The 23,281-nt window shown below is 39.7% G+C and carries 21 protein-coding genes and 3 pseudogenes; 10 read left to right on the top strand and 14 right to left on the bottom strand.

Features of this window, described 5'->3' with window-relative positions:
- Positions 1 to 169 precede the first annotated feature (169 nt).
- The 3 genes from FPL17_RS01970 to FPL17_RS01960 all read right to left on the bottom strand — a co-directional run bounded on the left by FPL17_RS01970 (position 170) and on the right by FPL17_RS01960 (position 3,853).
- Positions 170 to 1,138 carry a bile acid:sodium symporter family protein gene (locus FPL17_RS01970; RefSeq protein ID WP_159882836.1) on the bottom strand — a complete coding sequence of 323 codons (969 nt, stop codon included), beginning with the start codon at positions 1,136 to 1,138 and terminating at the stop codon, positions 170 to 172.
- A gap of 136 nt (positions 1,139 to 1,274) precedes the next feature.
- Positions 1,275 to 1,676 carry a lactoylglutathione lyase gene (gene gloA / locus FPL17_RS01965; protein WP_159882834.1) on the bottom strand — a complete coding sequence of 134 codons (402 nt, stop codon included), beginning with the start codon at positions 1,674 to 1,676 and terminating at the stop codon, positions 1,275 to 1,277.
- 2 nt (positions 1,677 to 1,678) lie between these two features.
- Entirely contained in the window at positions 1,679 to 3,853 is a 2,175-nt protein-coding gene (locus FPL17_RS01960) for an AmpG family muropeptide MFS transporter (protein ID WP_159882832.1), read from the bottom strand.
- A 187-nt stretch (positions 3,854 to 4,040) separates the two neighbouring features.
- Between FPL17_RS01960 and FPL17_RS01955 the strand changes: the two genes are divergently transcribed.
- The gene (locus FPL17_RS01955) at positions 4,041 to 6,671 is read left to right on the top strand and encodes a Lon protease family protein (protein WP_005183228.1); all 2,631 of its coding nucleotides are present in this window, start codon (positions 4,041 to 4,043) and stop codon (positions 6,669 to 6,671) included.
- Positions 6,672 to 6,710: 39 nt separating this feature from the next.
- On the opposite strand, the gene FPL17_RS01950 is transcribed toward FPL17_RS01955, so the two are convergent.
- The 3 genes from FPL17_RS01950 to surE all read right to left on the bottom strand — a co-directional run bounded on the left by FPL17_RS01950 (position 6,711) and on the right by surE (position 9,484).
- Complete coding sequence (locus FPL17_RS01950; RefSeq protein ID WP_005183230.1) at positions 6,711 to 7,640, bottom strand: LysR family transcriptional regulator; 930 nt, start codon at positions 7,638 to 7,640, stop codon at positions 6,711 to 6,713.
- 138 nt (positions 7,641 to 7,778) lie between these two features.
- Complete coding sequence (locus FPL17_RS01945) at positions 7,779 to 8,603, bottom strand: peptidoglycan DD-metalloendopeptidase family protein (protein WP_159882830.1); 825 nt, start codon at positions 8,601 to 8,603, stop codon at positions 7,779 to 7,781.
- A 110-nt stretch (positions 8,604 to 8,713) separates the two neighbouring features.
- Positions 8,714 to 9,484 carry a 5'/3'-nucleotidase SurE gene (gene surE / locus FPL17_RS01940; RefSeq protein WP_005145925.1) on the bottom strand — a complete coding sequence of 257 codons (771 nt, stop codon included), beginning with the start codon at positions 9,482 to 9,484 and terminating at the stop codon, positions 8,714 to 8,716.
- Between the two features lie 339 nt (positions 9,485 to 9,823).
- On the opposite strand from surE, the gene FPL17_RS01935 reads away from it, so the two are divergent.
- Entirely contained in the window at positions 9,824 to 10,198 is a 375-nt protein-coding gene (locus FPL17_RS01935; protein WP_005183237.1) for an MCR_0457 family protein, read from the top strand.
- Positions 10,199 to 10,298: 100 nt separating this feature from the next.
- Here the strand turns inward: FPL17_RS01935 and FPL17_RS01930 are convergent, their stop codons facing one another.
- Positions 10,299 to 10,661, bottom strand: coding sequence for a VOC family protein (locus tag FPL17_RS01930; RefSeq protein WP_159882828.1), 363 nt, complete (start codon positions 10,659 to 10,661; stop codon positions 10,299 to 10,301).
- Between the two features lie 339 nt (positions 10,662 to 11,000).
- Here FPL17_RS01930 and FPL17_RS01925 point away from each other — a divergent pair, with 339 nt between their 5' ends.
- The 4 genes from FPL17_RS01925 (at position 11,001) to FPL17_RS01910 (ending at position 14,150) form a co-directional block, all read left to right on the top strand.
- The gene (locus FPL17_RS01925) at positions 11,001 to 11,402 is read left to right on the top strand and encodes an MCR_0457 family protein (protein ID WP_005183242.1); all 402 of its coding nucleotides are present in this window, start codon (positions 11,001 to 11,003) and stop codon (positions 11,400 to 11,402) included.
- Between the two features lie 127 nt (positions 11,403 to 11,529).
- Positions 11,530 to 12,678 carry a D-alanyl-D-alanine carboxypeptidase PBP5/6 gene (gene dacC / locus FPL17_RS01920; protein ID WP_005183245.1) on the top strand — a complete coding sequence of 383 codons (1,149 nt, stop codon included), beginning with the start codon at positions 11,530 to 11,532 and terminating at the stop codon, positions 12,676 to 12,678.
- Positions 12,679 to 12,770: 92 nt separating this feature from the next.
- On the top strand, positions 12,771 to 13,313 hold the full coding sequence (locus FPL17_RS01915; protein WP_159882826.1) for a gamma carbonic anhydrase family protein: 543 nt from the start codon (positions 12,771 to 12,773) through the stop codon (positions 13,311 to 13,313).
- Positions 13,314 to 13,379: 66 nt separating this feature from the next.
- Positions 13,380 to 14,150 (top strand): DUF4262 domain-containing protein, encoded by a 771-nt coding sequence (locus tag FPL17_RS01910; protein ID WP_159882824.1) that lies wholly within the window; start codon positions 13,380 to 13,382, stop codon positions 14,148 to 14,150.
- Between the two features lie 101 nt (positions 14,151 to 14,251).
- Here the strand turns inward: FPL17_RS01910 and FPL17_RS01905 are convergent, their stop codons facing one another.
- The 4 genes and pseudogenes from FPL17_RS01905 to FPL17_RS01890 all read right to left on the bottom strand — a co-directional run bounded on the left by FPL17_RS01905 (position 14,252) and on the right by FPL17_RS01890 (position 16,729).
- Positions 14,252 to 14,548 carry an FmdB family zinc ribbon protein gene (locus tag FPL17_RS01905; RefSeq protein WP_151716655.1) on the bottom strand — a complete coding sequence of 99 codons (297 nt, stop codon included), beginning with the start codon at positions 14,546 to 14,548 and terminating at the stop codon, positions 14,252 to 14,254.
- A gap of 43 nt (positions 14,549 to 14,591) precedes the next feature.
- Positions 14,592 to 15,767, bottom strand: a complete 1,176-nt coding sequence (gene fmdA, locus FPL17_RS01900; protein ID WP_159882823.1) for a formamidase — start codon at positions 15,765 to 15,767, stop codon at positions 14,592 to 14,594.
- Positions 15,768 to 16,071: 304 nt separating this feature from the next.
- Positions 16,072 to 16,209, bottom strand: a pseudogene (locus tag FPL17_RS01895) (nucleotidyltransferase domain-containing protein); the annotation flags it as partial.
- Between the two features lie 97 nt (positions 16,210 to 16,306).
- Positions 16,307 to 16,729, bottom strand: coding sequence for a GNAT family N-acetyltransferase (locus FPL17_RS01890; protein WP_159882821.1), 423 nt, complete (start codon positions 16,727 to 16,729; stop codon positions 16,307 to 16,309).
- Between the two features lie 165 nt (positions 16,730 to 16,894).
- Between FPL17_RS01890 and FPL17_RS01885 the strand changes: the two genes are divergently transcribed.
- The 4 genes from FPL17_RS01885 to purB are packed head-to-tail and all read left to right on the top strand — an operon-like array spanning position 16,895 to position 20,714.
- On the top strand, positions 16,895 to 17,383 hold the full coding sequence (locus FPL17_RS01885; protein WP_159882819.1) for an NUDIX hydrolase: 489 nt from the start codon (positions 16,895 to 16,897) through the stop codon (positions 17,381 to 17,383).
- Positions 17,384 to 17,387: 4 nt separating this feature from the next.
- On the top strand, positions 17,388 to 18,521 hold the full coding sequence (gene mnmA / locus FPL17_RS01880; RefSeq protein ID WP_159882817.1) for a tRNA 2-thiouridine(34) synthase MnmA: 1,134 nt from the start codon (positions 17,388 to 17,390) through the stop codon (positions 18,519 to 18,521).
- An 18-nt stretch (positions 18,522 to 18,539) separates the two neighbouring features.
- The gene (gene hflD / locus FPL17_RS01875; RefSeq protein WP_005183265.1) at positions 18,540 to 19,271 is read left to right on the top strand and encodes a high frequency lysogenization protein HflD; all 732 of its coding nucleotides are present in this window, start codon (positions 18,540 to 18,542) and stop codon (positions 19,269 to 19,271) included.
- Positions 19,272 to 19,325: 54 nt separating this feature from the next.
- Positions 19,326 to 20,714, top strand: coding sequence for an adenylosuccinate lyase (gene purB, locus FPL17_RS01870; RefSeq protein WP_005202605.1), 1,389 nt, complete (start codon positions 19,326 to 19,328; stop codon positions 20,712 to 20,714).
- Between the two features lie 89 nt (positions 20,715 to 20,803).
- Here the strand turns inward: purB and FPL17_RS01865 are convergent.
- The 3 genes and pseudogenes from FPL17_RS01865 to FPL17_RS01855 all read right to left on the bottom strand — a co-directional run.
- A pseudogene (locus FPL17_RS01865) lies at positions 20,804 to 21,049 on the bottom strand (hypothetical protein); the annotation flags it as partial.
- A 49-nt stretch (positions 21,050 to 21,098) separates the two neighbouring features.
- A pseudogene (locus FPL17_RS01860) lies at positions 21,099 to 22,097 on the bottom strand (hypothetical protein).
- 49 nt (positions 22,098 to 22,146) lie between these two features.
- Entirely contained in the window at positions 22,147 to 23,265 is a 1,119-nt protein-coding gene (locus FPL17_RS01855; protein WP_159882813.1) for a hypothetical protein, read from the bottom strand.
- Between the last annotated feature and the right edge of the window lie 16 nt (positions 23,266 to 23,281).

Raw genomic sequence — 23,281 nt, 5'->3', positions numbered from 1 at the left:
TAAGCTGTTATCGCAATTGATCACTCTCAAAACGAGGAAAGCAAAGTGTTCACACACTTGCAGATCAACACCACAACAGACCATTTCTTTTGACTCACCGAGACTCTAACGGTCAGAGCAAAGCCAACAAGTGGCAAGCATTATACGCCAAAGAATTAAATTTTGCGAACTATTCCTGCTTTGATTTTGCCCAATGATTCGCAATCACACCACATACCATTAACTGAATTTGATGAAAAATCATGATTGGCAACACAATCATACCCAAAGGTTGCCCAATAAATAGAATTTGGGCCATGGGTACTCCACTCGCCAGTGTTTTCTTTGAACTACAGAAAAAGATCGTTACCTGATCAGCTTGATTAAAGCCCAACCATTTTGGTACATACAAGGCAAGCAGCATAACGATGGTTAATAGCACTGAACACGCAAGCACTAGATACAACAAGGTTAATCCACTGACTTGATGCCACAGACCTGCAACTACAGCACTACTAAATGCACCATACACCACCATTAAGATCGAACCCTGATCAAATGCTTTGACGATACTAGGGACTTTGACCATATATGGAAAAATATAAGGACGTAATAATTGCCCAAGAACAAATGGGACAAGCAACAATAAAGTAATTTGGATAATCGATTTGGTTGGATCAAAACCATGCTGACTTTGACCTAAGATAAAATAACTCACCAAAATCGGGGTAATAAACATACCAATGATATTTGAGAAAGAAGCACTACAGACAGCAGCTGCTACATTGCCCTTAGCCATAGAGGTAAATGCGATTGAGGATTGTACTGTTGAGGGCAAGAAACACATAAACAGAAAACCCCAATACAAGGGCTGTCCTAACAGAGGCTCCAAAACAGGCCTAGCGAGTAACCCAATGACAGGGAAAATTGCGAAAGTAAAAGCAAACACCAACGCATGCATTTTCCAATGCATCATCCCCTCAAGTACCGCCTCACGTGACAGTTTCGCACCATGTAAGAAGAAAAGTATTGCGATTGCGACGGTGGTTAGAATATTAAAATAATGTGCAATTTGCCCCGAAACTGGAAAAAACGTCGCCAGTATTACCATGGTAACCAACAGTATGGTAAAGCGATCCAATGCCAATAATTTCAACATAACGTATCCCTATCTATTCTCTAAGAACTATAAAGCCCAGCATGACTTGTTGACCATTTGATCGAATCATCATACTGGGCTATATAAATAAAGCTAGAGCTTTAGATAAGAAATCTTGGACTTATTTGACCAAAGACTAATTATTATAAGCATCCTGATCTTGTTGAATAAGTTCAACTTTATAACCATCTGGATCTTCAACAAAAGCAATCACCGTAACGCCACCTTTCATTGGACCTGCTTCACGTACAACTTTACCGCCACGTGCCTTGATGTCTTCACATGCTTTATAAGCATCATCAACACCAATCGCAATGTGACCATAGGCATTGCCGAGCTCATAGCTGGTTGTGTCCCAGTTATGGGTAAGCTCAAGCACAGTGTTGCTTTTCTCATCACCATAGCCAACAAAAGCCAATGTAAAACGCCCTTCTTCATAATCACGTTGGCGTAGCAATTTCATACCAAGTACCTCAGTGTAGAACTTTAAAGATTGTTCTAAATTACCTACTCGTAGCATCGTATGTAACATGCGCATAGTTATTCACCTGTCTGTTGAGTTGTTTGGTTTTCATGGTCGCGTAAAAGTTTAGCAACCCAAACCACGAGAATTAAAATTGGAATACCAATTAAAGTTGTCATTAAAAAGAAATTCGGATAACCGATATTGCTGACAATTGTTCCTGAATAACCACCTAATAACTTAGGCGTTAAAGTCATTAATGAACTGAAAATTGCATACTGAACCGCTGTAAATGATACGCTGGTCAAGCTAGACAAGAAGGCAATAAATGCAGCACCAGCAAGACCAGAAGCCAAATTATCCACAATAATGGCTAAATATAACCATAAAGAGCTATAGCTTTTTATCACCTTACCAGAAAGTTCAACGGTCCCTTGCTGAGCAGGATCAATCACAGCAATCGGTTGAATATCTACATTTAAAGCTGCATCAGCATGAGAGGCAGTATCCACACGATATTGTCGCGTTGCTAACAATTGATTCGTAGAATTACTTTTTAAGTTTGCCATAGCTGTAATGGTCTTAGTTGGCGATGCCTGCAAAATTTTGCCATCGATAACGCCAGTAAATAAGCCCTGTTGATCTACCTTAGCCACAAACTCCTGACCGTCTAAAGATAAAATCACTGGACGTTCAGTATCTAAATCTTCAGTTTTAATATTCGCGAGCTGACCTTTAATCACCAAACTTTGTTTTAACTCTTTTGGTGTGAGTTGATCATCACCACTCATTGGCAACAATTGAATCTGAGGCTGTTGCGAACTGATTAAATACGGCACCGCCAATTGAATTTTAGAATCGGCTTGGTTTTGATATTGGGTACTCACCTGAACTGAATCTGCTTTTAATAACGCTTCATTCGGTACTTGTAATTTCCAATAACCGACCTCATCGGTCTGAACTTGATAATGCTGATCACCAACTTGTACTTCTACTTGATCGAGTGGCTTACCCGATTTTACCAAACCGATAAAAATCAAATTGGTCGAGCTAGCTAAGACTGCACCCACAAACATCAATTTCATAATGTTCATGCGTTGTGCCAACAAGCCACCTAAGAAACCACCCACCAAGCTAAATAGCACGCCGTAAATCTTAACGGCTTCCGCAATCTGTTCCTTACTAAAGTTTAGATCTTGATAGAACACATTGGAAATTACCCCTGCAATAATATCAGAGATGCGGAAGAAACCGATCAATAACAATAAAACCAATGCCAGTTTAACGCCATAGCGCTTAAAGAAATCTAGAATCGGTGCAACCCATGTTTCTTTAGCCATTTGCTGATTGACTACACCAGTCTTAACCAGCCCAAAACCAACCAGTAAAGCTGTTGCCGTAGCCGTTAAAAAGCGTAGTGCTTCTAAACCAAATAATGCAGCTGTGTCCTTAATTTCTGCTGACTTTGCGATTGCATCAGTGACATTGCCTGAATAAATATAACTGACAACAAACGTTGCAACCGCAATAAAAAATACAAATACCAAGCGATAATAGTCAGTGGTTTTATAGTGTTTATAAACACGATTCACTTGTGGTTCACGAACACACAAAGTGGTGATAATCCCAACTACCATCACCGCAGCCATGGTCAAATAAGTGTATTTCCAAGCTTCGTAGATGTAATTACCTTTTGCTGTGCCCAAATAGGCGGCCAAAAACAGCGCACCAGCACCAGCAACGATCATCCCAATACGATAACCTGCATTGTAGGTCGAAGCCAAAACGGTTTGCATTTCAGTTTCGGCCAGTTCAATACGGTAAGCATCAATAACAATATCTTGAGTCGCTGCCGAAAAGCCCAACAGTACAGCACCAACCGCCATCTGGATTAAATAGCTTTGACCCAAAGACGGATCAGAAAATGCCATGATACAAATCGCACAGATAATTAAGCATTGTGCAATCAGCAACCAAGCGCGGCGACGACCTAAACTCTTAGTTAAAAATGGAACGGGCAATTCATCAATTAAAGGCGCCCAAACAAATTTAAAAGAATAACCGAGTGCAGCCCAACTAAAGAACGTGACCGCACTTTTATCGATTCCAGCCTCGCCTAACCATAAAGATAGGCTAGAAAAAATCAATAAAATTGGAATCCCCGCAGAGAAACCAAGAAATAACATAATTAGAGCACGGCGATCTAAAAATGCTTTAAATGCAGATGCCCAACTAGAGGCTTGAGTGGTCATTGGTTATTATTTTCCATGAACATGCGTGAATGTGCTTATTCAATCGTTTCTTGCCCTTGCTTGCAAGTTGCTTTATGCAACCATTGTTTTGTTTTGTCGATAAAAAACACAAGTTCGCTTGATCTTTAGACCTAAAACTGTATACCTTTAATTACTCAACTTTAGTTTAATTTGTTGGACAGCAACAGTGACCCAAAAACTCGATCAAATGACGGCAACAACTTTATCTTTAACACCAACAAACACTATTACTGCAAACCTTAATTCATTACCTAGCGCTTTTGAGCAGACGGACATACAACCAACACTGACTAAAACAGCACTACGTGCTGATCAACTGACTCATATCCCAGATTTAGCTGAGATTCCAAGCTCAACCAAACGGATTAAACCGCTCAATAATTTTTTAGGGCAAGATCGAGCCCGCGCCTCAGTTGAAGCTGGAATCTCCTTACCTTATTCAGGTTATAACATTTTTGCTGTCGGTACTGCTGGTCTTGGTAAACGCACCATGATTAAGCGTTTGCTGCAGCAGCACGCCAAATCTATGCCAACACCGAATGATTGGGTCTATGTTAACAACTTCAAAAATCCAAGACAGCCCATTGCATTACGCTTTCCAGCAGGACAAGGCACTAAATTTCAAAATGCGCTGCAACAAGCATGGCAAATCATTTTAAAACAGTTAGAACGTCGTTTTAGCGCAGAAAGCTATCACAATCGTATCGAACGTATCCGTCAAGATACTGGGGACGTACAACAACAAGCTTTGGTTGAACTCACGAAAGAAGGTGAGGAAATCAATTTGAAATTGATTTCTCGTAATGACAAACATGTCTTTATCCCAATGCAGCTCAAAGAGAATGAATATCATGAGTTAACTCAAAATGAGTTAAATGCACTCCCAAGCAAAGAGCGTACAGAAATCAACGCCAATATCCGCTATATGGAAAAAAAGCTTGAGCGTTTAGGCCTACATCTAGGTGATTTAGAAGATGATGCACGTGATCGAGTTTCAAGCTTAAATCGCGATATTGCAACACAAGTCGTGATGCCGCGTATCGAGTCAATCTTAAATAAAAATAAAGAAGTCAGCGGATTAGAACTGTTCTTAAAACATTATGCTGAAGACATTATTGATAATGTTGAGCTGATCTTAGAACAAGAAGAAGATGATTTTACTCCAGCGTTATTTAACCGTGTTCCTTCGCGCTATCAAGCCAATGTGATCATTGCCAACAAACCGAATAGCGGTGCACCTGTCATTTTTGAAGACTTTCCAACGCACTACAACCTATTAGGTCATGTTGAACAATTAACCCATAACGGTACGATTACCACCGATTTCACCTTGATTCGCCCGGGCTCTCTACACCAAGCCAACGGCGGCTTTTTAATGCTTGAAGCTGAGCAGCTACTTGAGCAACCTTATGCATGGCAAGGTTTAAAGCGTGCTTTAAAATCAGGGCAACTGAAGCTCTCATCACTCGAACACATGCTCACCTTAACAGGGAGTATTTCAATTGAACCAGCTTCTGTTCCACTTGATATTAAAGTCATTTTATTGGCAGAACCTGAAATTTATTATGAAATTTTAGAGCTTGAACCAGAGTTAGGCAGTGTCTTTAAAATCCGTGCCGACTTTACCGATACATTACAACGTAATGACAGTAATGAACAAGCGTATATGCAGTTGATCGCTGATTATGTTCAAGCTGACAAGTTACTTCCTTTTGATCGCTCGGCACTTGCAGCTTTACTCACTGACTCTAGCCGCCAAGCCGAAGATCAAAGTTCATTATCACTACATGCCTCAACACTTGGTGATTTAATTCGTGAAGCCCATCATCACGCTTTTAAAGCAGATGACAAGATCGTTATCGATCAGCACGTAAATCAAGCACTGCACCATCGCCAGTATCGTCTCGGTTATTTACGTGAGTTATATTGGCAGGATCTGTCGCGTGGTACTCAGTTGATAGAAACGTCAGGACATCGCCTAGGTCAAATCAATGCGCTTTCTGTGATTCACTATGCCGATGTAGAGTTTGGTCTACCTTCACGTCTGACCGCATCTGTTTATCAAGGCGGCGGTGATATCCTCGACATTGAACGTAGCGTTGAATTAGGTGGTTCACTACACGCCAAAGGTGTACTACTCATGTCCAGCTTCTTAAAAGCACATTTCGGTCGTGAACAAATACTCCACTTCTCTGCAGCTTTAGCATTTGAGCAAAGTTACGGACAGGTCGATGGTGATAGTGCTACCGTTGCTGAACTTTCAGCATTAATTTCTGCTATCTGCCAAATCCCAATTGATCAATCATGGGCAATTACAGGTTCGATGAACCAGTTGGGCCAGGTACAGCCAATTGGTGGTGTCAATGCCAAGATCGAAGGCTTCTACGATGCATGTAAACTGCAAGGCTTAACTGGCAAACAAGGGGTGATTATTCCACGCCAAAACATGCAACACCTGATGTTACGTCAAGACGTTATTGATGCAGTACAAGCTGGGCAGTTCCATGTCCATGCAATTGATACGATTGATCAAGCTTTAGAGATTCTAATGGCACGCCCTGTCGGAACCCTCGACAAGAAAGGACGCTATAGCAAAAACTCGATCTACGCTGCGGTGATGGAACAATTAGAGTATTGGCAAGCGATCGAAGATGGTGAAGCAGTTGAAGATGATGAACCAAAGAAAAAGAAGAAGCGTAAGAAAGCCAAAAAAGAAGCTGCTGAAGTGAAAAATTCAGATGACACAGCTGTCGAAGCAAAAAGCTTAAAATCTCTTAAGCAAAAGAAAAAGCAATAAAAGAAAAAGCCATGTTCCCTAAGGAGCATGGCTTTTTTGTTAGGCTACACCCTGCAAGGAACGCCCACCAGGTAACTGAGCAAAATATTGTTTCAACGCATCAATACAACGATGGACTTTCATTGGGTATTGTTCACGTTTAGACGTCAACGCATGCAAAGTATATGCAGGTAGTTGCCAATCTGGTAAGACCTCAACCAACGAACCACTCACCAATTCTTTCTGAATATCCATATACAAAATACGTGCGATGCCATGACCTTGCTGGCATAAGGATTTTGCTACAAAGACATTATTGGTGCCTAAACGTGATTTCATATCAATGTTTACGACTTCACCACTAATACCATGACGGAATGCAAAGTGTTGATAGCCTTGCATTAGAGTGATTGGCAGTAATTCATGATGACGTAAGTCTTCAGGACGTGTAATCGGTTGTGCTTGATTTAAATAACTTGGCGAAGCAACCAGTACCTGATCTACTCGCGCTAAAGGCACAGCAGCCAGTTGATGATCATCAACTTTTAAGCTCATGCGAATCGCAATATCAATACGTTCTTCAATTAAATCAATATAACGGTGATCCGCTTCAAAATGAATTGCCAAGCCTTTGTGTGCTGACATCCAATGAGAAAGCGCAGGAATGACATGTAAAGCACCCAGTTCAGGCGTTGTTGCGATACGCAGATCTCCGACCAGATCATCACGTAATTCATTAATTCGGATTTTGCCGCGTTCAGCCGCAGCCAACATTTCTTGGCAGCTTAAGAAGAATGCTTGTCCAGCCTCAGTAAGACTGAGTTTACGGGTTGAACGATGAAGTAAAGTGACATCCATTTCTTGTTCTAAAGAACGGATTTGTTGGCTGACCGCGCTGGTTGTAATCCCTAAGTCTCTTGCAGCACCACTAAAAGAGCTCTTTTCTACAACACAGGCAAAGACCCCCATTGCACGCAATTGATCTAGCATAGACTTCCCTCTTACCCTTAATTTATTAATATGCTTATTGTTCTAATGAAAGCAATCTAATTTGAGTATACAAGGAAGTCTATTTATGCACTAGTGGATTATTAATAAATAATTGAAATATTGTTAATAATCCTAGGGTTAATTTGGTAAAACCGTGACAGGGTTCACAGGTTTTCCATCTAAACGGACTTGGAACTCCATCATGACTCGAGAAGCCCCTGAAGAACCCATTTCTGCAATTTTTTGACCAGCAGTCACATTGTCACCACTTTTTACCAACATCTTACTGTTATGTGCATATGCAGTGATATAGCCATCAATATGTTTGACTAAGACCAGATTGCCATATTCCTTTAAGCCATCCGCAGCATAGACGACCTGTCCATTTGCAGCAGCAAAAATTGGATCACCCTCATTACCACCGTAACGCGTTCCTTTTACATTACTCGCCATATTATAGCTTTGAATAATTGGTCCATTTGATGGTTTCACCCAACGTAAACTTGACGCCAAGGTCGTTGATGGATTCACAGGCACGACTGGAACAACAGGTCTTGGTATGACAGGCTGTGTTTTTGGTGCGACAGGCTGCTGAGTCGGCAAGTTAATACTTTGACGCTGAATTGGAGATGTTTGTGTCATTGCTTGCGTAGACGTTGTACGCTGTGCCACCGAGCCCTTTAAGCGCAAAGATTGATTGACATAAATTCGATAAGGCGAAGCAATATCATTCAGCGCAGCGACATCTAAATAGTTCAAACCATAGCGATTTGAAATCGCACTTAAAGTATCACCCGAACGAACGGTGTAGTAGTTCGGTGCTTGCACAGAACGTGTGCCACCATTCACCTGCGGTTTAGATGCACACCCTGTCATCACTGTCACTGTTGCAACCGCCATAGACAAAACGATTGTTTTAATCATCTTCTGTGATATAAAAACCGAGACATGGTTTAAGTGCATCTTCGCCCTCATCGAAAAAACCTTAATATATTTGCGCCTAAGAGTACCAAAAAAGTAAGAAAAAACGAGTTCTGACCTCTTATATTCACAAAGTTATAACATTCAAACGCCTAACCATTTACATGGGCATGTAAATTTTCCAGTACCGCATAGTTCGTCGCATCCATTTGAATTGGAGTAATACTGACATAACCATTCGAAACTGCAAAAAAATCAGACTGAATATCACTAGATACCGCTTGTGGATCCGTAATCGCTTCACCAGCCAATCCAATCCAATAAACTTGACGACCACGTGGATCAACATGACTACTAATTGGCTTTGATTGTGCACGACGACCTTGATAGGTGACCTGCGCCCCTTTAATTTGCTCAACATCAGGAATGTTAATATTAAAGATATGACGCGGTGGCAAAACAGGCAAACCTTTTGCGATAAAGTCATGTACCCATTGTGCAGCGACCGCATAATGCTGTGGATGCTCATAAGCACGTACATTTGATCCAGCTAGCGATACCGCAATTGCAGGATGCTTCATCAATCGTCCTTCAAAAGCAGCGCCTACCGTACCAGAATATAAAACATCATCTCCGAGATTGGCACCACTATTGATTCCACTGACCACCAGATCAAATTCAAAATCAAATAAGCCATTCATGGACAAATAAACACAGTCTGCAGGCGTACCATTCACAGCCCAAACATCTTCAGAAATTTGTATAGGACGTAATGGACGATCTAGCGTTAAAGCACTTGAATAACCACTTCGTTCACTTTCAGGCGCAACCACCACCACCCGACCCAACGGCTTTAATGCTTGTGCCAAAGCTTGTAGTCCTGGTGCGAACACACCATCATCATTTGCAATTAAGATATTCACTAAAATTAATTCTCTATACGGTATCTGCTGGCATCTTCAGCTCTGCCTTGAATGAACAGCTGAAATAACTCAAATAAGGCATGAAACCTAGGCAATGATAACGCTGTTGTCAAGCTTAGTAACCAAGGCACTGCAATTTTTAACCTTGAAGTCCATAAAGACCAAGCACTCAATAATCGCAATATAAAACGAATTAGCACAGGCTAAATAGATCTAACTCATGCTGTAAGCATCAATCAAATGTCAACAACACTTAGATTACTCAACAGTTTTCCCAATTGAATTATTCCTTAAATTATATATATTTATGACTTCATAGTATTAGAAATTTACGTAGCCATGAGACATTTATCTAATTTTATTCGAGTTTTCGGGGTTAGTTTCACACTTTTAACAGCACCAGTTGTTTTTGCTGATGAAGCGGTTTCAATTAAAGAAGCTGATGCATTAATTAAAGATGATATCGCCAATGCACAAGTGCTTATCGAAATGTGTCCTAATTTAATCGGCAAGAATGCCAAGTTTGATCAAAATATCAAAAAAATGATTGGTTCATATCTCAGTAACTATTCAGATAAAACTGCCTCATTAGATAGTTTACAGAAAGATGGCGAGTTCAAAACTTTGTTGAAAGATGCACGTGAAGCAGCGACAGAAGTAGACAAAGCTGAGCAAAAGTCAGTATGTGAAGAAGTTTTAAATTTCGAAGGCTAATCTGCCTTTAAAATTCTGATGTGGTTTTAACGATTGAATAAGTTAAATCCACATCGCTATATCTAATTGATAAAAAGTGCTGATGCTGCTCAAATAACCATTACCAAGCATCAGGTTCACGTACCATATGAATGATGTTGGCTGGGCTAGTAATCCACCCGCCTCGGAATCCTTCAGCTAAGGGTTCAATTGCATCACAACGAACCACACCTGCTGCTTTCAAATATTCAGCAGCTTCTGAAAAATTATCTGTAAACAGTTCAAGCCAAAGTTCAGCTTGACTCATCTCAGGTGCCGCAGCAATCCATAATTTAACAGGTCCAAGTTCAAAGCCTATATCAGGTAGTTTGTCTGTAATTTGTTTAAGGCCAATCACATCACGATAAAATGCAATGGTGGCTTCGAATTGATGTGGTGGAAGTTTAAGCGCGATATCAACACCGCCTGTGAATTTTGGCTTCATCTTATTACTCCTGTTGCATACAGAATTATTATTTTCTTGAGCATTTTTTTATTTACTTCGCGAGCTCACCCTATCGTACGAGCGGTGCAACTCATTCGTATTACAATCCAGTAAATAGATATACCTATCTTAAAACAGCCTACGTTTTAAGCAAAATATGTGCAAGCAAGGATATCAAGACAACTGTACTAGACTTTCATAAGATAGCTGCATTTTATATTCCGTATATTTTCACCCACACTTTCTCCACGGTTCCTACAGCAAACATACATTTTTTAACATGCTTTTATGCTATAAGTTATTCAAATTCTTTAAGTCTTGTTTTGAGTTTGATTTCTTATGAAGAAAAATGTTTTTAAAACACTAGGTCTATCATTGCTCATCGCTTCGAGTGCACTTACTTCAACAGCATTTGCGGCTGACAAAAAGTCAGAAACTGAAAAGATTGAAGTCACGCCAATGTCTGACAGCGTAACCAAGCAAGAACTTGCTGCAATCTATGTGCTTTCTGAAATTTGCCCAAGTCTAATTGGTAAAGATTTAAAATTTAATAAAGCCTACGACAATTTAGTCAAAGCCTATTTGAGCAACGATGCCAATGCTGTGGAAACGCTCAATAAACGCGTGAAAGGCAAAGATTTTCAGGAAGCTTTAAAAGAAGCACGTGCTGATGCAAAAGCAGCTTCTGATAACGACAACCGTCAAATTTGCGATGATGTTCGTAATTATTATTCGAAATAATCCGACCAATTAAGCTTCAGGTTACAATACTGTATGAAAAAGCCGATTTCCCCCATAGAAGTCGGCTTTGCTTTATCCTAAAATGCTAGGCTCGTCTGCTTCATACAAGATATTGGAACCACCTAGAATGACTCAAAAAAGCGCTCTTGCTGCATTACTCCTTTTGCCAAGCTTTTCATATGCAGCAACTGTCCTATCTGCCCCACCAGAACTAAATAATAAATCCTATGTATTAATGGATTATGAGACAGGACAGATCCTCGCTGCCAAAAATGAAAATGAAAAACTGGCACCTGCTTCAATGACAAAAATGATGACAAGCTACATCATTGAGCAGAAACTTTTAAAGGGTGAATTGACTGAAAACGAACAAGTACGCATGAACGAATCTGCGTGGTGTCGTGGTAGCAGTTCTGAATCATGTATGTATGTTCCATTAAATGGTACGGCAACAGTTTTAGAAATGTTACGCGGTATTATTATCCAGTCAGGTAATGATGCTTCTAAAGCAATGGCTGAGCATATTGCGGGCAATGAAGGTACTTTTGCTCACATGATGAACCAAGAAGCAAAACGTGTTGGTATGGTGAATACTCATTTCATCAACTCAACAGGGATGCCAGCTGATGGTCATTATTCAACTGCAAAAGATATGGCGATCCTTGCTCAGCATATTATTAAAGATAGCTCGAAGTACTACCCAATCTATTCTGAAAAAGAATTTACTTTCAACGGGATTAAGCAAGGTAACCGTAATGCTTTGCTTTATACCGATCCAAGTGTTGATGGTTTAAAAACAGGTCATACCAATGAAGCAGGTTTCTGCTTAACCACCTCAAGTAAACGCGGTCCAATGCGTTTGATCTCAGTGATCTTTGGTACACCAAGCATGAATGAACGTGCTAGCCAAACGCGTACATTATTAGCATGGGGCTTTGCAAACTTTGAAACTGCAAACGTTCAACCAGCTAATCAAGTTCTTGCTAAAGCCAAAGTATGGTTTGGTAAACAAGATGAAGTTCAAATCGGTTTAGCTGAAAACTTCAATGTCACCATGCCTAAAGGTCAAGTAGACAAAATCAAAACTCAGCTTGTGGTTCAACCTAAACTGAATGCACCTTTAGCGAAAGGTCAAGTGGTTGGTAAGTTAGTGGCTAGCCTTGATGGCAAAGTGATTGCTGAAAAACCGCTTGTTGCATTAAAACCCGTTGAAGAAGCTGGTTTCTTTGCACGTATGATTGACCATATCAAAATGTTCTTCAGCAACTTATTCTAATTTTTAGAATAGTGAGATTAAGCATTCGTGCTCTTGGGCATGAATGCTTTTTTATTTTATAATTACTCTAAATTTTCCAATCGAAAGCCAATATGCCAAAGAACATTCGTCCCTATCTAGACCAAAAACCTGATGTTGATCCAAGCTGTTACGTAGATGAAATGTCAGTTGTGGTAGGTGATGTCAAATTAGCAGAGAATGTTTCTGTCTGGCCTTTTGCTGTAATTCGCGGTGACGTAAATTCAATTCAAATTGGTAAAAATAGCAATGTACAAGATCACTGTATGTTACATGTCAGCCATAAAAATCAATCTAAACCGAATGGTTCTCCACTCGTCATTGGAGAGGATGTAACCGTTGGGCATCATGTAACTTTACATGGCTGCACCATTGGTAATCGTGTCTTGATCGGAATTAATACCGTTGTTTTAGATGACGTGATCATTGAAGATGATGTGATGATTGGTGCAGGCAGCCTTGTTCCGCCACGTAAAGTGCTAAAAAGCGGTTATCTCTATGTCGGCAGCCCGGTACAGCAAGTTCGTGCACTGACTGAAAAGGAAATGGAATTTTTACCTTATTCAGCACATCACTATGTCAAAGTGAAGGATAATTATAAGAATAGCGAAGTCTAGCTTCGTTATTCTTTTCTTCAATCCTTTATAAATAATAAAAAAATAATGAACTTTTAGAGATATCTAATGAACACTGATCATCCACATAATTGCCCTACTCCTGATGCACTCATTAATACAATTAAACTCAATATTGAAAAGTACGGACTGGAAGTTATAGGAATTAGTGCGACAGACTATTTACCCTCTTTTAGTTATAGTATCGGTTTATTTGAAAGCTATCAGCACCCTGAAATCATATGCTTTGGGTTACCAACGGACTTAGCACATACCATCATCAATGATGTCGCCAATCTGATTAAAAATGGAGAAAAAATTGCTCTCAATCAAGAGTATGGCGATCAAATTTTTAAAGAAACTCGTGCTCAATTTTTGCCTGTAGATGTTAAAAATATTGAAGATTATTTTGGTGCTGCTTTAAATTACTATCAACACGACAATTTTTCCGCTTTGCAATTGGTTTGGGCAGATCGTAATAATAAATTGCCTTGGGAAGATGGGTTTGAGGAAGAATTTATTTATGATCAACCACTCTTAGACCGAAATGCTGATTTTAAGTTCAGAGAAGCTAAAAACCTCGGTATTTTTACCACTCGACAATGGCTAGAGTACGATCAACCAATCTTACGTGTTGTTCACGATACCGATGGTGATTGGCAGTTTTTAACTGGAGATCAACAACCCGATGATATTCGCTTAGTTGCCTTGGAACAAATGATTTTAAAAGACCCGAGTCTGAATGACATTTTTGATCTTGGTTACGGTCAAGTGGCTGAAAGAAATTTCATCGGTGATGGATGGGAAAGATTAGATCTTGATGAACATCAAGAAGAATAATACGATCCCTAAAGACAGATTATCAAGCTTATATGCATGCCACCCTAGTACAATAAAATGTACAGGATGGCACATCAACCTTACTTTCAAAGCGAAGTCACTCAAACCTCACATAAAGAACAATTCACACCTCGGCAGTTATGCAACACCGATGTGCGAGCACTTTTTTTTCTTGTTCCAGGTCCCTCAACCAACGGCCCCGCAAGTTGCTCTGCACTCGATGAGGGTCGCCATTTATTTTTGACTGAGATCTTTTGATGTCCGGTAATCATCGGTTTTAATAACATGGATTGCTGGCAATATGGGCAAGAGGTGTTATCCCTTGCAATACTGGCCATTGGGACATTCTGCTCGAAAATCCCTTCACAATGTTCACATCTAAAATCATACAGTGGCATCTTAAAATCCTTCTTTAGCGATCAATCTTGCATTCACCCAAGACTAACGATGTCCCCAAAACTTATTTTCGTTTAAGGCACCTTGCGGCAAAATATTCTTCTCAAAGATCGAGGTTGGTAAAGAAATTGTGCAAGCACAGTTGGGAATATCCACAATGCCACCAATACGCCCTTCAACAGGTGCAGCGGTCAGCAACATATAGGCTTGAGATCCCGTAAATCCAAAATTCTCAAGATATTTAATCGCTTTTAAACAGGCTTGACGATAGGCAACCGTGGCATCTAGATAATGATTTACCCCATTTTCCACGCTGATCCCTTCAAAGGTTAGCCACTGATCGTAATTAGGTCTGACATTGCTTGGAACAAAGATAGGCGAATCAATATTATATTTTTCCATTCCTCCTTTAATCAGGTCAAAACCAACGCGCGTTACCCCATCCATTTCAATCGCACCACAGAATCCGATTTCGCCATCGCCTTGTGAGAAGTGTAGATCACCCATCGAGAAGCCAGCACCTTTCTGATACACAGGAAAATAAATACGACTGCCCGCAGCTAGATCTTTAATATCGGTATTACCACCATGTTCACGCGGCGGCACTGTACGAGCCGCTTCAACTGCCATCCGATCAAACTCTGCCCCAGTCACACCTCGTAACACCGCAGTTCTTGGATCAGGTGGATTTGCCTGTCCCTTAGGTACCAATAACGCTTCTCTATGGTTCCACTCTTTTAAAAGCTCATGTGAAGGAAGCGTCCCAATTAATCCAGGATGTTTTAAGCCAGCAATACGAACACCAGGGATATGACGTGATGTTGCAAATAATCCTTTTAAATCCCAAATTGCCTTATCTGCTTCAGGGAAATAATCCGCTAAAAAGCCACCGCCATTTTCTTTCGCAAACACACCTGAAAAACCAACTGCTGAGATCGGTTGAATATCCAAAAGATCAATCACCAATAAATCTCCCGGCTCAGCACCCTCAACATAAAAAGGTCCTGTCAAAGGATGTGCTCGAGTAAGATCAACATTTTTTACATCAGAAACATCATCGGTATCTTTAATTTGTGCATCTAGAAAATCTAGACTTTCGATGAGAATTTCTTCTCCGGGTTTTACCGATGTTAAAAATGGAATATCTGGATGCCAGCGATTATGGCCAATCTCTGCTTGTTCTGCTAAAGCGACACCAGGTTTAATTTTAATATGTTGCATAATACTTCAACTCCGTATGCTGTATATGAGTCTAATTCTTCATCTGTTCTACTTCTAAATTGTTGAAAGGCCTGAGCAAACAATACATCGCTTAGACGGAATTATTATTTTTACCTTGCGGTCAAAAAACACACTAGCACATTCTGTTTTTTTGAAGCAATTTCTTTTCGATTCTCAACACATCAAATACACACGGATGGCAGCAAATATTTTTCTTTCACTTTAGCGAAGGAGCCTTCCTATGTAGCCAAAGACAGTCAAATTTTATACCCTTAGGTAAAGGGTATTTATTTCAACCAGTAACTAAATCTGATTGACCAACAACCGCTTTCCCTTTCGCGACACTTCCATAAATATAAAGGCTATCAAGCTCTGTCGTGAATTCTCTAGCAAAAACCGAGATCAAATCTTTTAAAATTGGCTGATATACCTTTTGAATCATCTTTCATTCCTACAAATAAGAGCAACCTCACAGCCTTAAGCTAGTGCTTTGGATTCATGAAACATTTAGATTATTAGTTTAATTGCGCCCCACAAAACTATTTTTGGTATATATTTGGCTGATTTATTTCCATAAAATTTTCAGGCTTTGCCAAATAAGTGAATCCAAACTTACGGTACAAACCATGAGCATCAGCTGTCGCCAAAAGAATCCTTCTTAACCCTTTTGAATCGCACTGATCAAGCAAGGCATTGACGATAAGCTCAGAGTAACCTTTTCCACGAAATGGTGCTTCAACAAAAATATCTGCAAGATATGCAAATGTTGCATAATCCGTGATTGCCCGACCAAAACCAATAATTTGATTATTTCGCATCAAACCTACACATAAAGAGTTTTCAATCGCGCTCTGAACAGCAGTCTTTGGAATACCCTTCGACCAATAAGTATTTCTGAGAAATTGATGAACTACATTAATATCCATTTCATTTTTATTGAGTGTGATTCTAATCTCATCCATATCTTCTGCCTCCTAGCTTTAAAACTTTGTGAACTAGATGTTCCTGACTTCAATTTCAGTGGAAATTGATGATATTTTCTATACAAAAACCTACTCTAGAAACTCACCATAGCCAAAAACTCTTAAATTTTGTAGAATACATTTTTTAAAACCATGATGCTTTCTATGACCGCTTGGACACCTCATGTCACAGTCGCCACTGTTGTCGAAAAAGACGGACGTTTTCTGTTTGTTGAAGAACACAGCGAAGGCTTTGTACATACCGTGTTTAATCAACCGGCAGGTCATGTCGAATGCGATGAAACCATTATTCAAGCAGCGATCCGTGAGACCTTAGAAGAAACAGGTCATCATGTTGAAATTGATCATCTGCTTGGGATTTACACCTATACGCCACCAATGTTTCCCGACCGCACTTATTACCGTTTTTGCTTCTTGGCACATGTCACAGCAGTTGAAGAAAATGCGCAACTGGATACAGGTATTGTTGGTGCAGTATGGATGAACTTGGATGAATTACAAGAAACAGCACGTGCACGTAGCCCACTGGTTTTAAAAGCTGTTGAAGATGCCCTTGCTGGCAAAAAATATCCTTTATCGCTTATTTATGAGCACCCTTTTTCTCCCTTATTAACTTCTCATTTGGATGCTTAATTAGATGCAACAACGTGTCATCGTCGGTATGTCTGGTGGTGTAGACTCCTCCGTTTCTGCCGCATTATTACTTCAACAAGGATATCAAGTTGAAGGTCTTTTCATGAAAAACTGGGAAGAAGATGATGGTACGGATTACTGCACAGCATTGGAAGACTTGGCAGATGCTCAGGCCGTTGCAGATAAAATTGGCATCAAGCTGCATACAGCTAACTTTGCTATGGAATATTGGGATCGTGTCTTTGAGCATTTCTTAGCTGAATATGCTGCGGGCCGCACACCAAACCCAGATATTCTATGTAATAAAGAAATTAAATTCCGTGCCTTCCTCGATCATGCCATGACTTTGGGTGCAGACTTTATTGCAACAGGTCACTATGCACGTCGTGGCACAAGCACACAGAACTCACGTGGCGAAACTTACGCCCCATTGCTCCGTGGTGTTGATAATAACAAAGACCAAACCTATTTCCTGCATGCAGTTCATGGCCGTGAAATTAACAAAACCCTGTTCCCTGTGGGTGAAATTGAAAAGCCAGAAGTTCGTCGTATTGCAGAACAACTTGATTTAGCAACAGCGAAGAAAAAAGACTCAACTGGTATTTGTTTTATTGGTGAACGTCGCTTTACTGACTTCCTTAAACAATACCTACCTGCCCAAGCTGGAAAAATTGTTTTGGAATCAGGTAAAGAAGTTGGTGAACATCATGGCTTGATGTACTATACGCTGGGTCAACGCGGTGGTATCGGTATCGGTGGTATGAAAGGTGTACAAGAAGGTGCATGGTTCGTATTACATAAAGATATTGCCAATAACCGACTGGTGATTGGTCAAGGACATGAACATCCATTGATGCAAAGCACACAGCTTTGGAGTGAGTCGATTGATTGGGTTGCAGGTGAACAGAACATTCCATCGTCTGGATTCCGCTGCACAGCGAAAACCCGTTATCGCCAGCCAGATCAAGCGTGTACAATTTATCGCGATGAACAGACTGAAAATGGTATTCGTGTTGAGTTTGATGAGCCGCAACGCGCCGTGACTCCAGGACAAAGCGTGGTGTTCTATTCTGGAGAGGTCTGCTTAGGTGGTGGTGTCATTCATCATACCAATGCACCTGAACCAGATTTTATTTAAGGAAATTGGAAGCGAAGCATGGTCGAGTTACCCTTTCAGCACACTCAAGCGTTGAATGTTAGACAGAACCGTGCTCTAGCATTGGCCGCAGTCTTTCAGGCAACTCAGTTAACACATATGACTGCGATGGCTGGCCAGCAAAGCATTGGCGATAGTGGTAATTTCTATTTTGAGCTATTGATTAAAGCCAGTCTGAATATACGTCCTACCGCTAACAACGCCACTCAGACCTTAGATTTTTTTAATCAACTTGCAGACATTTCACTCGGTTTAAAAACATTAGAAGGCTGTATTACCCAGCCTTTTAATACCGCACCGAAATCCCGTGTTCCTAAAATGTCGACTGCTAAATTACCCATGTCCTATGCAATGGCTCTGTTGCAGTTGGAAAAGAAAGTTTATAGCAATCCTGAATATGTCAAAATTATAGAAACTGCCCAACAAAAAATATTAAAGCAACTCTCTTTTTTCGATAATAACTATTTACACCCAAGCATCATCGCCAATTTAGCCCAAACCTATGTCGAAACTGCAGGACAAATCAATCCTCGTATTTTAGTCCGAGGCAATGCCGAAGCATTTAAAGACATCAATCATACCAACCGTATTCGTGCAAGCTTATTTACAGGCCTACAGCTGGCACATTTATGGAAGCAGTCAGGTGGCAGCTCATGGAGTATGATCTTTAGTAAACGCAAGTTATTGCAAGATATTCAAGCTCTCGCTCGTTTGCAGTATCAGGTGGTATAGACCGATGCTACAACGAATTTATTTTTATGTTTATTCCAAAATTAAGGAATCTGTATGAATGCTTTAACCGCACTCTCGCCACTTGATGGACGTTACGCTAGCAAATGCGATGCCCTACGCCCTTTTTTGTCTGAGTTTGGTTTAATCCACGCTCGTGTCACGGTTGAAGTGCGTTGGTTACAAGCACTTGCAAATCGTGCAGAAATCATCGAAGTTGCACCGTTTTCAAATGAAACCAATGCAGCTTTAGATGCAATCGTTTCAAACTTCTCTGAAGAAGATGCAAACCGCATTAAAGAAATTGAGCGCACCACTAACCATGATGTAAAAGCGGTTGAATATTTCCTTAAAGAAAAAATTGCCAACATTGATGAATTACAAAATGCAGGCGAATTTATTCACTTTGCTTGTACTTCTGAAGACATCAATAACTTGTCTCATGCTCTTATGCTGAAAAATGGCCGTGAAGTTTTAGTTTCAAGCATGAAGCAACTTCTCAATGCAATTTCAGCTTTGGCAACAACGCATGCTGAACAACCAATGTTGTCTCGTACGCACGGTCAAACTGCAAGCCCAACTACGCTGGGTAAAGAGATGGCAAACGTTGCTTATCGTTTAGCACGCCAAATCAAGCAATTCGAAAATGTTGAATTATTAGGCAAAATCAATGGTGCGGTAGGTAACTACAATGCACATCTTTCTGCATACCCAGAAATTGATTGGGCTGCACATGCACAAGCATTTGTTGAATCTTTAGGCCTAAGCTTCAACCCATACACTACACAAATCGAGCCACATGATTATATGGCTGAATTGTTTGATGCTTTACGTCGTTACAACACCATCTTAATCGACTTTAACCGTGATGTTTGGGGTTATATCTCGCTTGGTTACTTCAAACAAAAGTTAAAAGATGGTGAAGTTGGTTCTTCAACCATGCCGCACAAAGTCAACCCAATTGACTTCGAAAACTCAGAAGGCAACTTAGGTATTGCCAATGCTGTTTTAGGTCACTTAGGTGAAAAACTTCCTGTTTCTCGCTGGCAGCGTGACTTAACTGACTCTACTGTATTACGTAATATGGGTGTTGGTTTTGCGCAAAGCTTAATTGCTTTTGATGCTTGCCTAAAAGGTGTTGGTAAACTTGAACTCAATGCTGCTCGTTTAAATGAAGATTTAAACCAAGCACAAGAAGTTCTTGCCGAGCCAATTCAAACTGTTATGCGTCGTTATAACGTTGAAAAGCCATACGAGAAATTAAAAGCACTTACTCGTGGTCAAGCAATGACACGAGAGATGATGGTGAACTTTGTCAATGGCGATGAACTTGCACAAGTTCCAGCTGATGAACGTGCTCGTTTAGCTGAGTTAACACCTGCAACTTATACTGGTAATGCAGCTGAACAAGCAAAACAAATCAATGATTTGATCAGCAAGATCTAAAACTGATTGACTCGAAAAAGCAGAGCTTCGGCTCTGCTTTTTAGTTTAAGATTGGCAAAAATTTTATTTCAAGTCATCCCCCCAACTCAATTATGGAGGACTCCTCTCAAATTTGGTAATACGATTATTCCCCAGACATAGTCGGCTTGATGAGATGGATGTTGGACACGATGGTCTGGTGCTAAATGAGCACTATATTTGTCTAATAATCCTTCAGCATATTGAATCAGCTCCTCCCATAACTTTACCGTTTCATAGTAATAGTTATATGAAACAAATTGTTCAATTGCATAGATCTCTTGCGGAAATAACTCTAATTTTTGCTGATCAATCATTTAAATTATATAAATCTCAAAATTTTAAATGCCCCGAAGGGCACTTTAGTTATTCTTCACCATCCCAATACCAATACACTTCACCCCAATCTGTTTCTGGCAGCGTTGGCGATATTGCACCTTACGTAAAATAAAGTCTTGTATCTGGTTGTGCAGGAGTAGACCAATAGCCTGTTTTCGTTACTTTTTCTCCACCTTTTTGAGATATTCTTTCTTCATTAAATGCCGAATTGCTGCCACCGTCCTCAACTACTTTTTCCACCAGTATCCATGCCGTTTCTACTTCTTCTGAATTTTCAATTATATCTGGTGTCGTAAAAAGGTCTGGATTCATTTTAAAACACTGAACCGTTGGAGCTAATTTCCAGTCTTCAGGATGCTTGGCAGACATTTTTGTTTCATGTATCAAAAACTTACACGCTGAATATGGTTCAGTAGAACGATAAAAACCTGTCACCATAATTGGTTCATCTGTTTTTACACTTATATTAGGATTTAAATAATATTTAGGTAAAATTGGAGGATACTCTATACCCACATCTCTTTTATATACATCATTTTTTAATAGATCTTTATAGTCCCATTGCGAGTCATAGTAATCACTTGCAATAAAGGTATTATTAGCTCTTATTGATACAATATCCTGTTTAGCTTTATAAATAGCAGCTGAGCCTTTTTCAACATGATCCATCCAATCATAAGGATAATCTCTCCATTGAGCAATAAGAGCATTACGAATGCTACTCATTCTTCTTAATATAGGCAAAAAGCCCTCTTTTAAGTCATCTAAACCATCAACTAAATGATGTAAAACTCCTTTAAAATTTGGTAGTACAATTGTTCCCCAGACATAGTCGGCTTGATGAGATGGGTGCTGAGCACGATGATCGGGCGCTAAATGAGCACTATATTTATCTAATAGCTCTTCAGCATATTGAATCACCCCCTCCCATAACTTTACCGTTTCATAATAATAGCCATAAGAAAGAAATTGCTCTAATAAATAGATTTCTCTTGGGAATAGCTCTAGTTTATTTAAATCAATCATTTAAATTATATAAATCTCAAAATTTTAAATGCCCTGAAGGGCATATTAATTATTCTTCACCATCAAAGACCCAATATTCTTCACCCCAGTCTTTATTATATTTGGGAATTAATGTTCCTTTGGTAAAGTACAAACGCTTCTCCTTTTGGCTAGATAAAATCCAATAACCTGTTCTTGGACATAATTCTCCACCTATAACTTTTAAATGAGGTGTAACGAAAACATCTGTCTCCTCTCCACCAATATCCTCAAACTCACCTTCTACTAATTCAACAAAATACCAACTACAATCAGCCTTAGAAAAAACATTATTTGCAATCAGCTCTGGGGCCAATCTTAATTGGCTATCATAATTTAATTTTACATAACCAAAATCGTCATCTATTTTCTTCTTTTTAATATTTTCAATTGCGAATGTTCTTAGTTCTTCAGATGGAGTCCATGCTGTATATTCATTAAACTTAGAAAACAATTGCTTGCCTAAAGAATTTATTGTACGGCATTCTTCTAACCATCCTCTTTCAAATGTATCAGACTCCTGATAGGTCCAAGCAAATTGTGGTACGCCATATTGATCACCAACAGGGATATATATGCCTGTTTTTGAGATAGGTTCCCCACTATTTACTCGTATATCTGTACGAATTTTAAGCTTAGGTACTTTATGTTCAAAAATTCCCAGTTCTTTAATCACCTCAAATAAACTATATAAATTCCATGATTTTGGAGGCTTAACACAAGAATCGTAATAACTACATAATCTATATAATTCATCAAAGCGCATTTTAAAATCTGTTTCTTCTTCTTCTGACATCCAGTTGGGTTGAAACTCGCCTAACATACGTGCTGTATTATATGCAGGTGTCCAGCCATATTTTTCCTGTTTAGTCTGTTCTATAATCCTAATCAAACCTAATCTGAAATCGAGTAAAGATGGGTAAGCATAGGTGCTCCAATTGGCTGAGGTATCCCCCATTCCCCAACCTTCTTGCAATAGGACACGATCTCGATATTGTTGATCAGCGAGATCAATTACTCCGCCAGTATATTGAATCAAATCGTCCAGTTTGGTCAGTAACATCTCTAAATAGGATCGTGAAGTAACATAATAGATTAGGGCAACTGATTGCTTTTGAAAACGAGTCAATTGCTGTTCTATATTCTGCATTATGAGCATCTCTCAG

The organism is Acinetobacter dispersus, assembly GCF_009884975.1.
GTDB lineage: Bacteria > Pseudomonadota > Gammaproteobacteria > Pseudomonadales > Moraxellaceae > Acinetobacter > Acinetobacter dispersus.
This window is presented reverse-complemented; position numbering and strand designations above follow the sequence as displayed.

Coding starts and splice junctions, on each gene's coding strand:
- FPL17_RS01885 (WP_159882819.1), top strand. CDS start 16,895: ATGACCGCTTGGACACCTCATGTCACAGTCGCCACTGTTGTCGAAAAA.
- FPL17_RS01890 (WP_159882821.1), bottom strand. CDS start 16,729: ATGGATGAGATTAGAATCACACTCAATAAAAATGAAATGGATATTAAT.
- FPL17_RS01855 (WP_159882813.1), bottom strand. CDS start 23,265: ATGCAGAATATAGAACAGCAATTGACTCGTTTTCAAAAGCAATCAGTT.
- hflD (WP_005183265.1), top strand. CDS start 18,540: ATGGTCGAGTTACCCTTTCAGCACACTCAAGCGTTGAATGTTAGACAG.
- FPL17_RS01905 (WP_151716655.1), bottom strand. CDS start 14,548: ATGCCACTGTATGATTTTAGATGTGAACATTGTGAAGGGATTTTCGAG.
- fmdA (WP_159882823.1), bottom strand. CDS start 15,767: ATGCAACATATTAAAATTAAACCTGGTGTCGCTTTAGCAGAACAAGCA.
- FPL17_RS01960 (WP_159882832.1), bottom strand. CDS start 3,853: ATGACCACTCAAGCCTCTAGTTGGGCATCTGCATTTAAAGCATTTTTA.
- gloA (WP_159882834.1), bottom strand. CDS start 1,676: ATGCGCATGTTACATACGATGCTACGAGTAGGTAATTTAGAACAATCT.
- FPL17_RS01970 (WP_159882836.1), bottom strand. CDS start 1,138: ATGTTGAAATTATTGGCATTGGATCGCTTTACCATACTGTTGGTTACC.
- FPL17_RS01935 (WP_005183237.1), top strand. CDS start 9,824: ATGAGACATTTATCTAATTTTATTCGAGTTTTCGGGGTTAGTTTCACA.
- FPL17_RS01910 (WP_159882824.1), top strand. CDS start 13,380: ATGAACACTGATCATCCACATAATTGCCCTACTCCTGATGCACTCATT.
- FPL17_RS01930 (WP_159882828.1), bottom strand. CDS start 10,661: ATGAAGCCAAAATTCACAGGCGGTGTTGATATCGCGCTTAAACTTCCA.
- mnmA (WP_159882817.1), top strand. CDS start 17,388: ATGCAACAACGTGTCATCGTCGGTATGTCTGGTGGTGTAGACTCCTCC.
- FPL17_RS01950 (WP_005183230.1), bottom strand. CDS start 7,640: ATGCTAGATCAATTGCGTGCAATGGGGGTCTTTGCCTGTGTTGTAGAA.
- FPL17_RS01925 (WP_005183242.1), top strand. CDS start 11,001: ATGAAGAAAAATGTTTTTAAAACACTAGGTCTATCATTGCTCATCGCT.
- FPL17_RS01915 (WP_159882826.1), top strand. CDS start 12,771: ATGCCAAAGAACATTCGTCCCTATCTAGACCAAAAACCTGATGTTGAT.
- dacC (WP_005183245.1), top strand. CDS start 11,530: ATGACTCAAAAAAGCGCTCTTGCTGCATTACTCCTTTTGCCAAGCTTT.
- purB (WP_005202605.1), top strand. CDS start 19,326: ATGAATGCTTTAACCGCACTCTCGCCACTTGATGGACGTTACGCTAGC.
- FPL17_RS01945 (WP_159882830.1), bottom strand. CDS start 8,603: ATGCACTTAAACCATGTCTCGGTTTTTATATCACAGAAGATGATTAAA.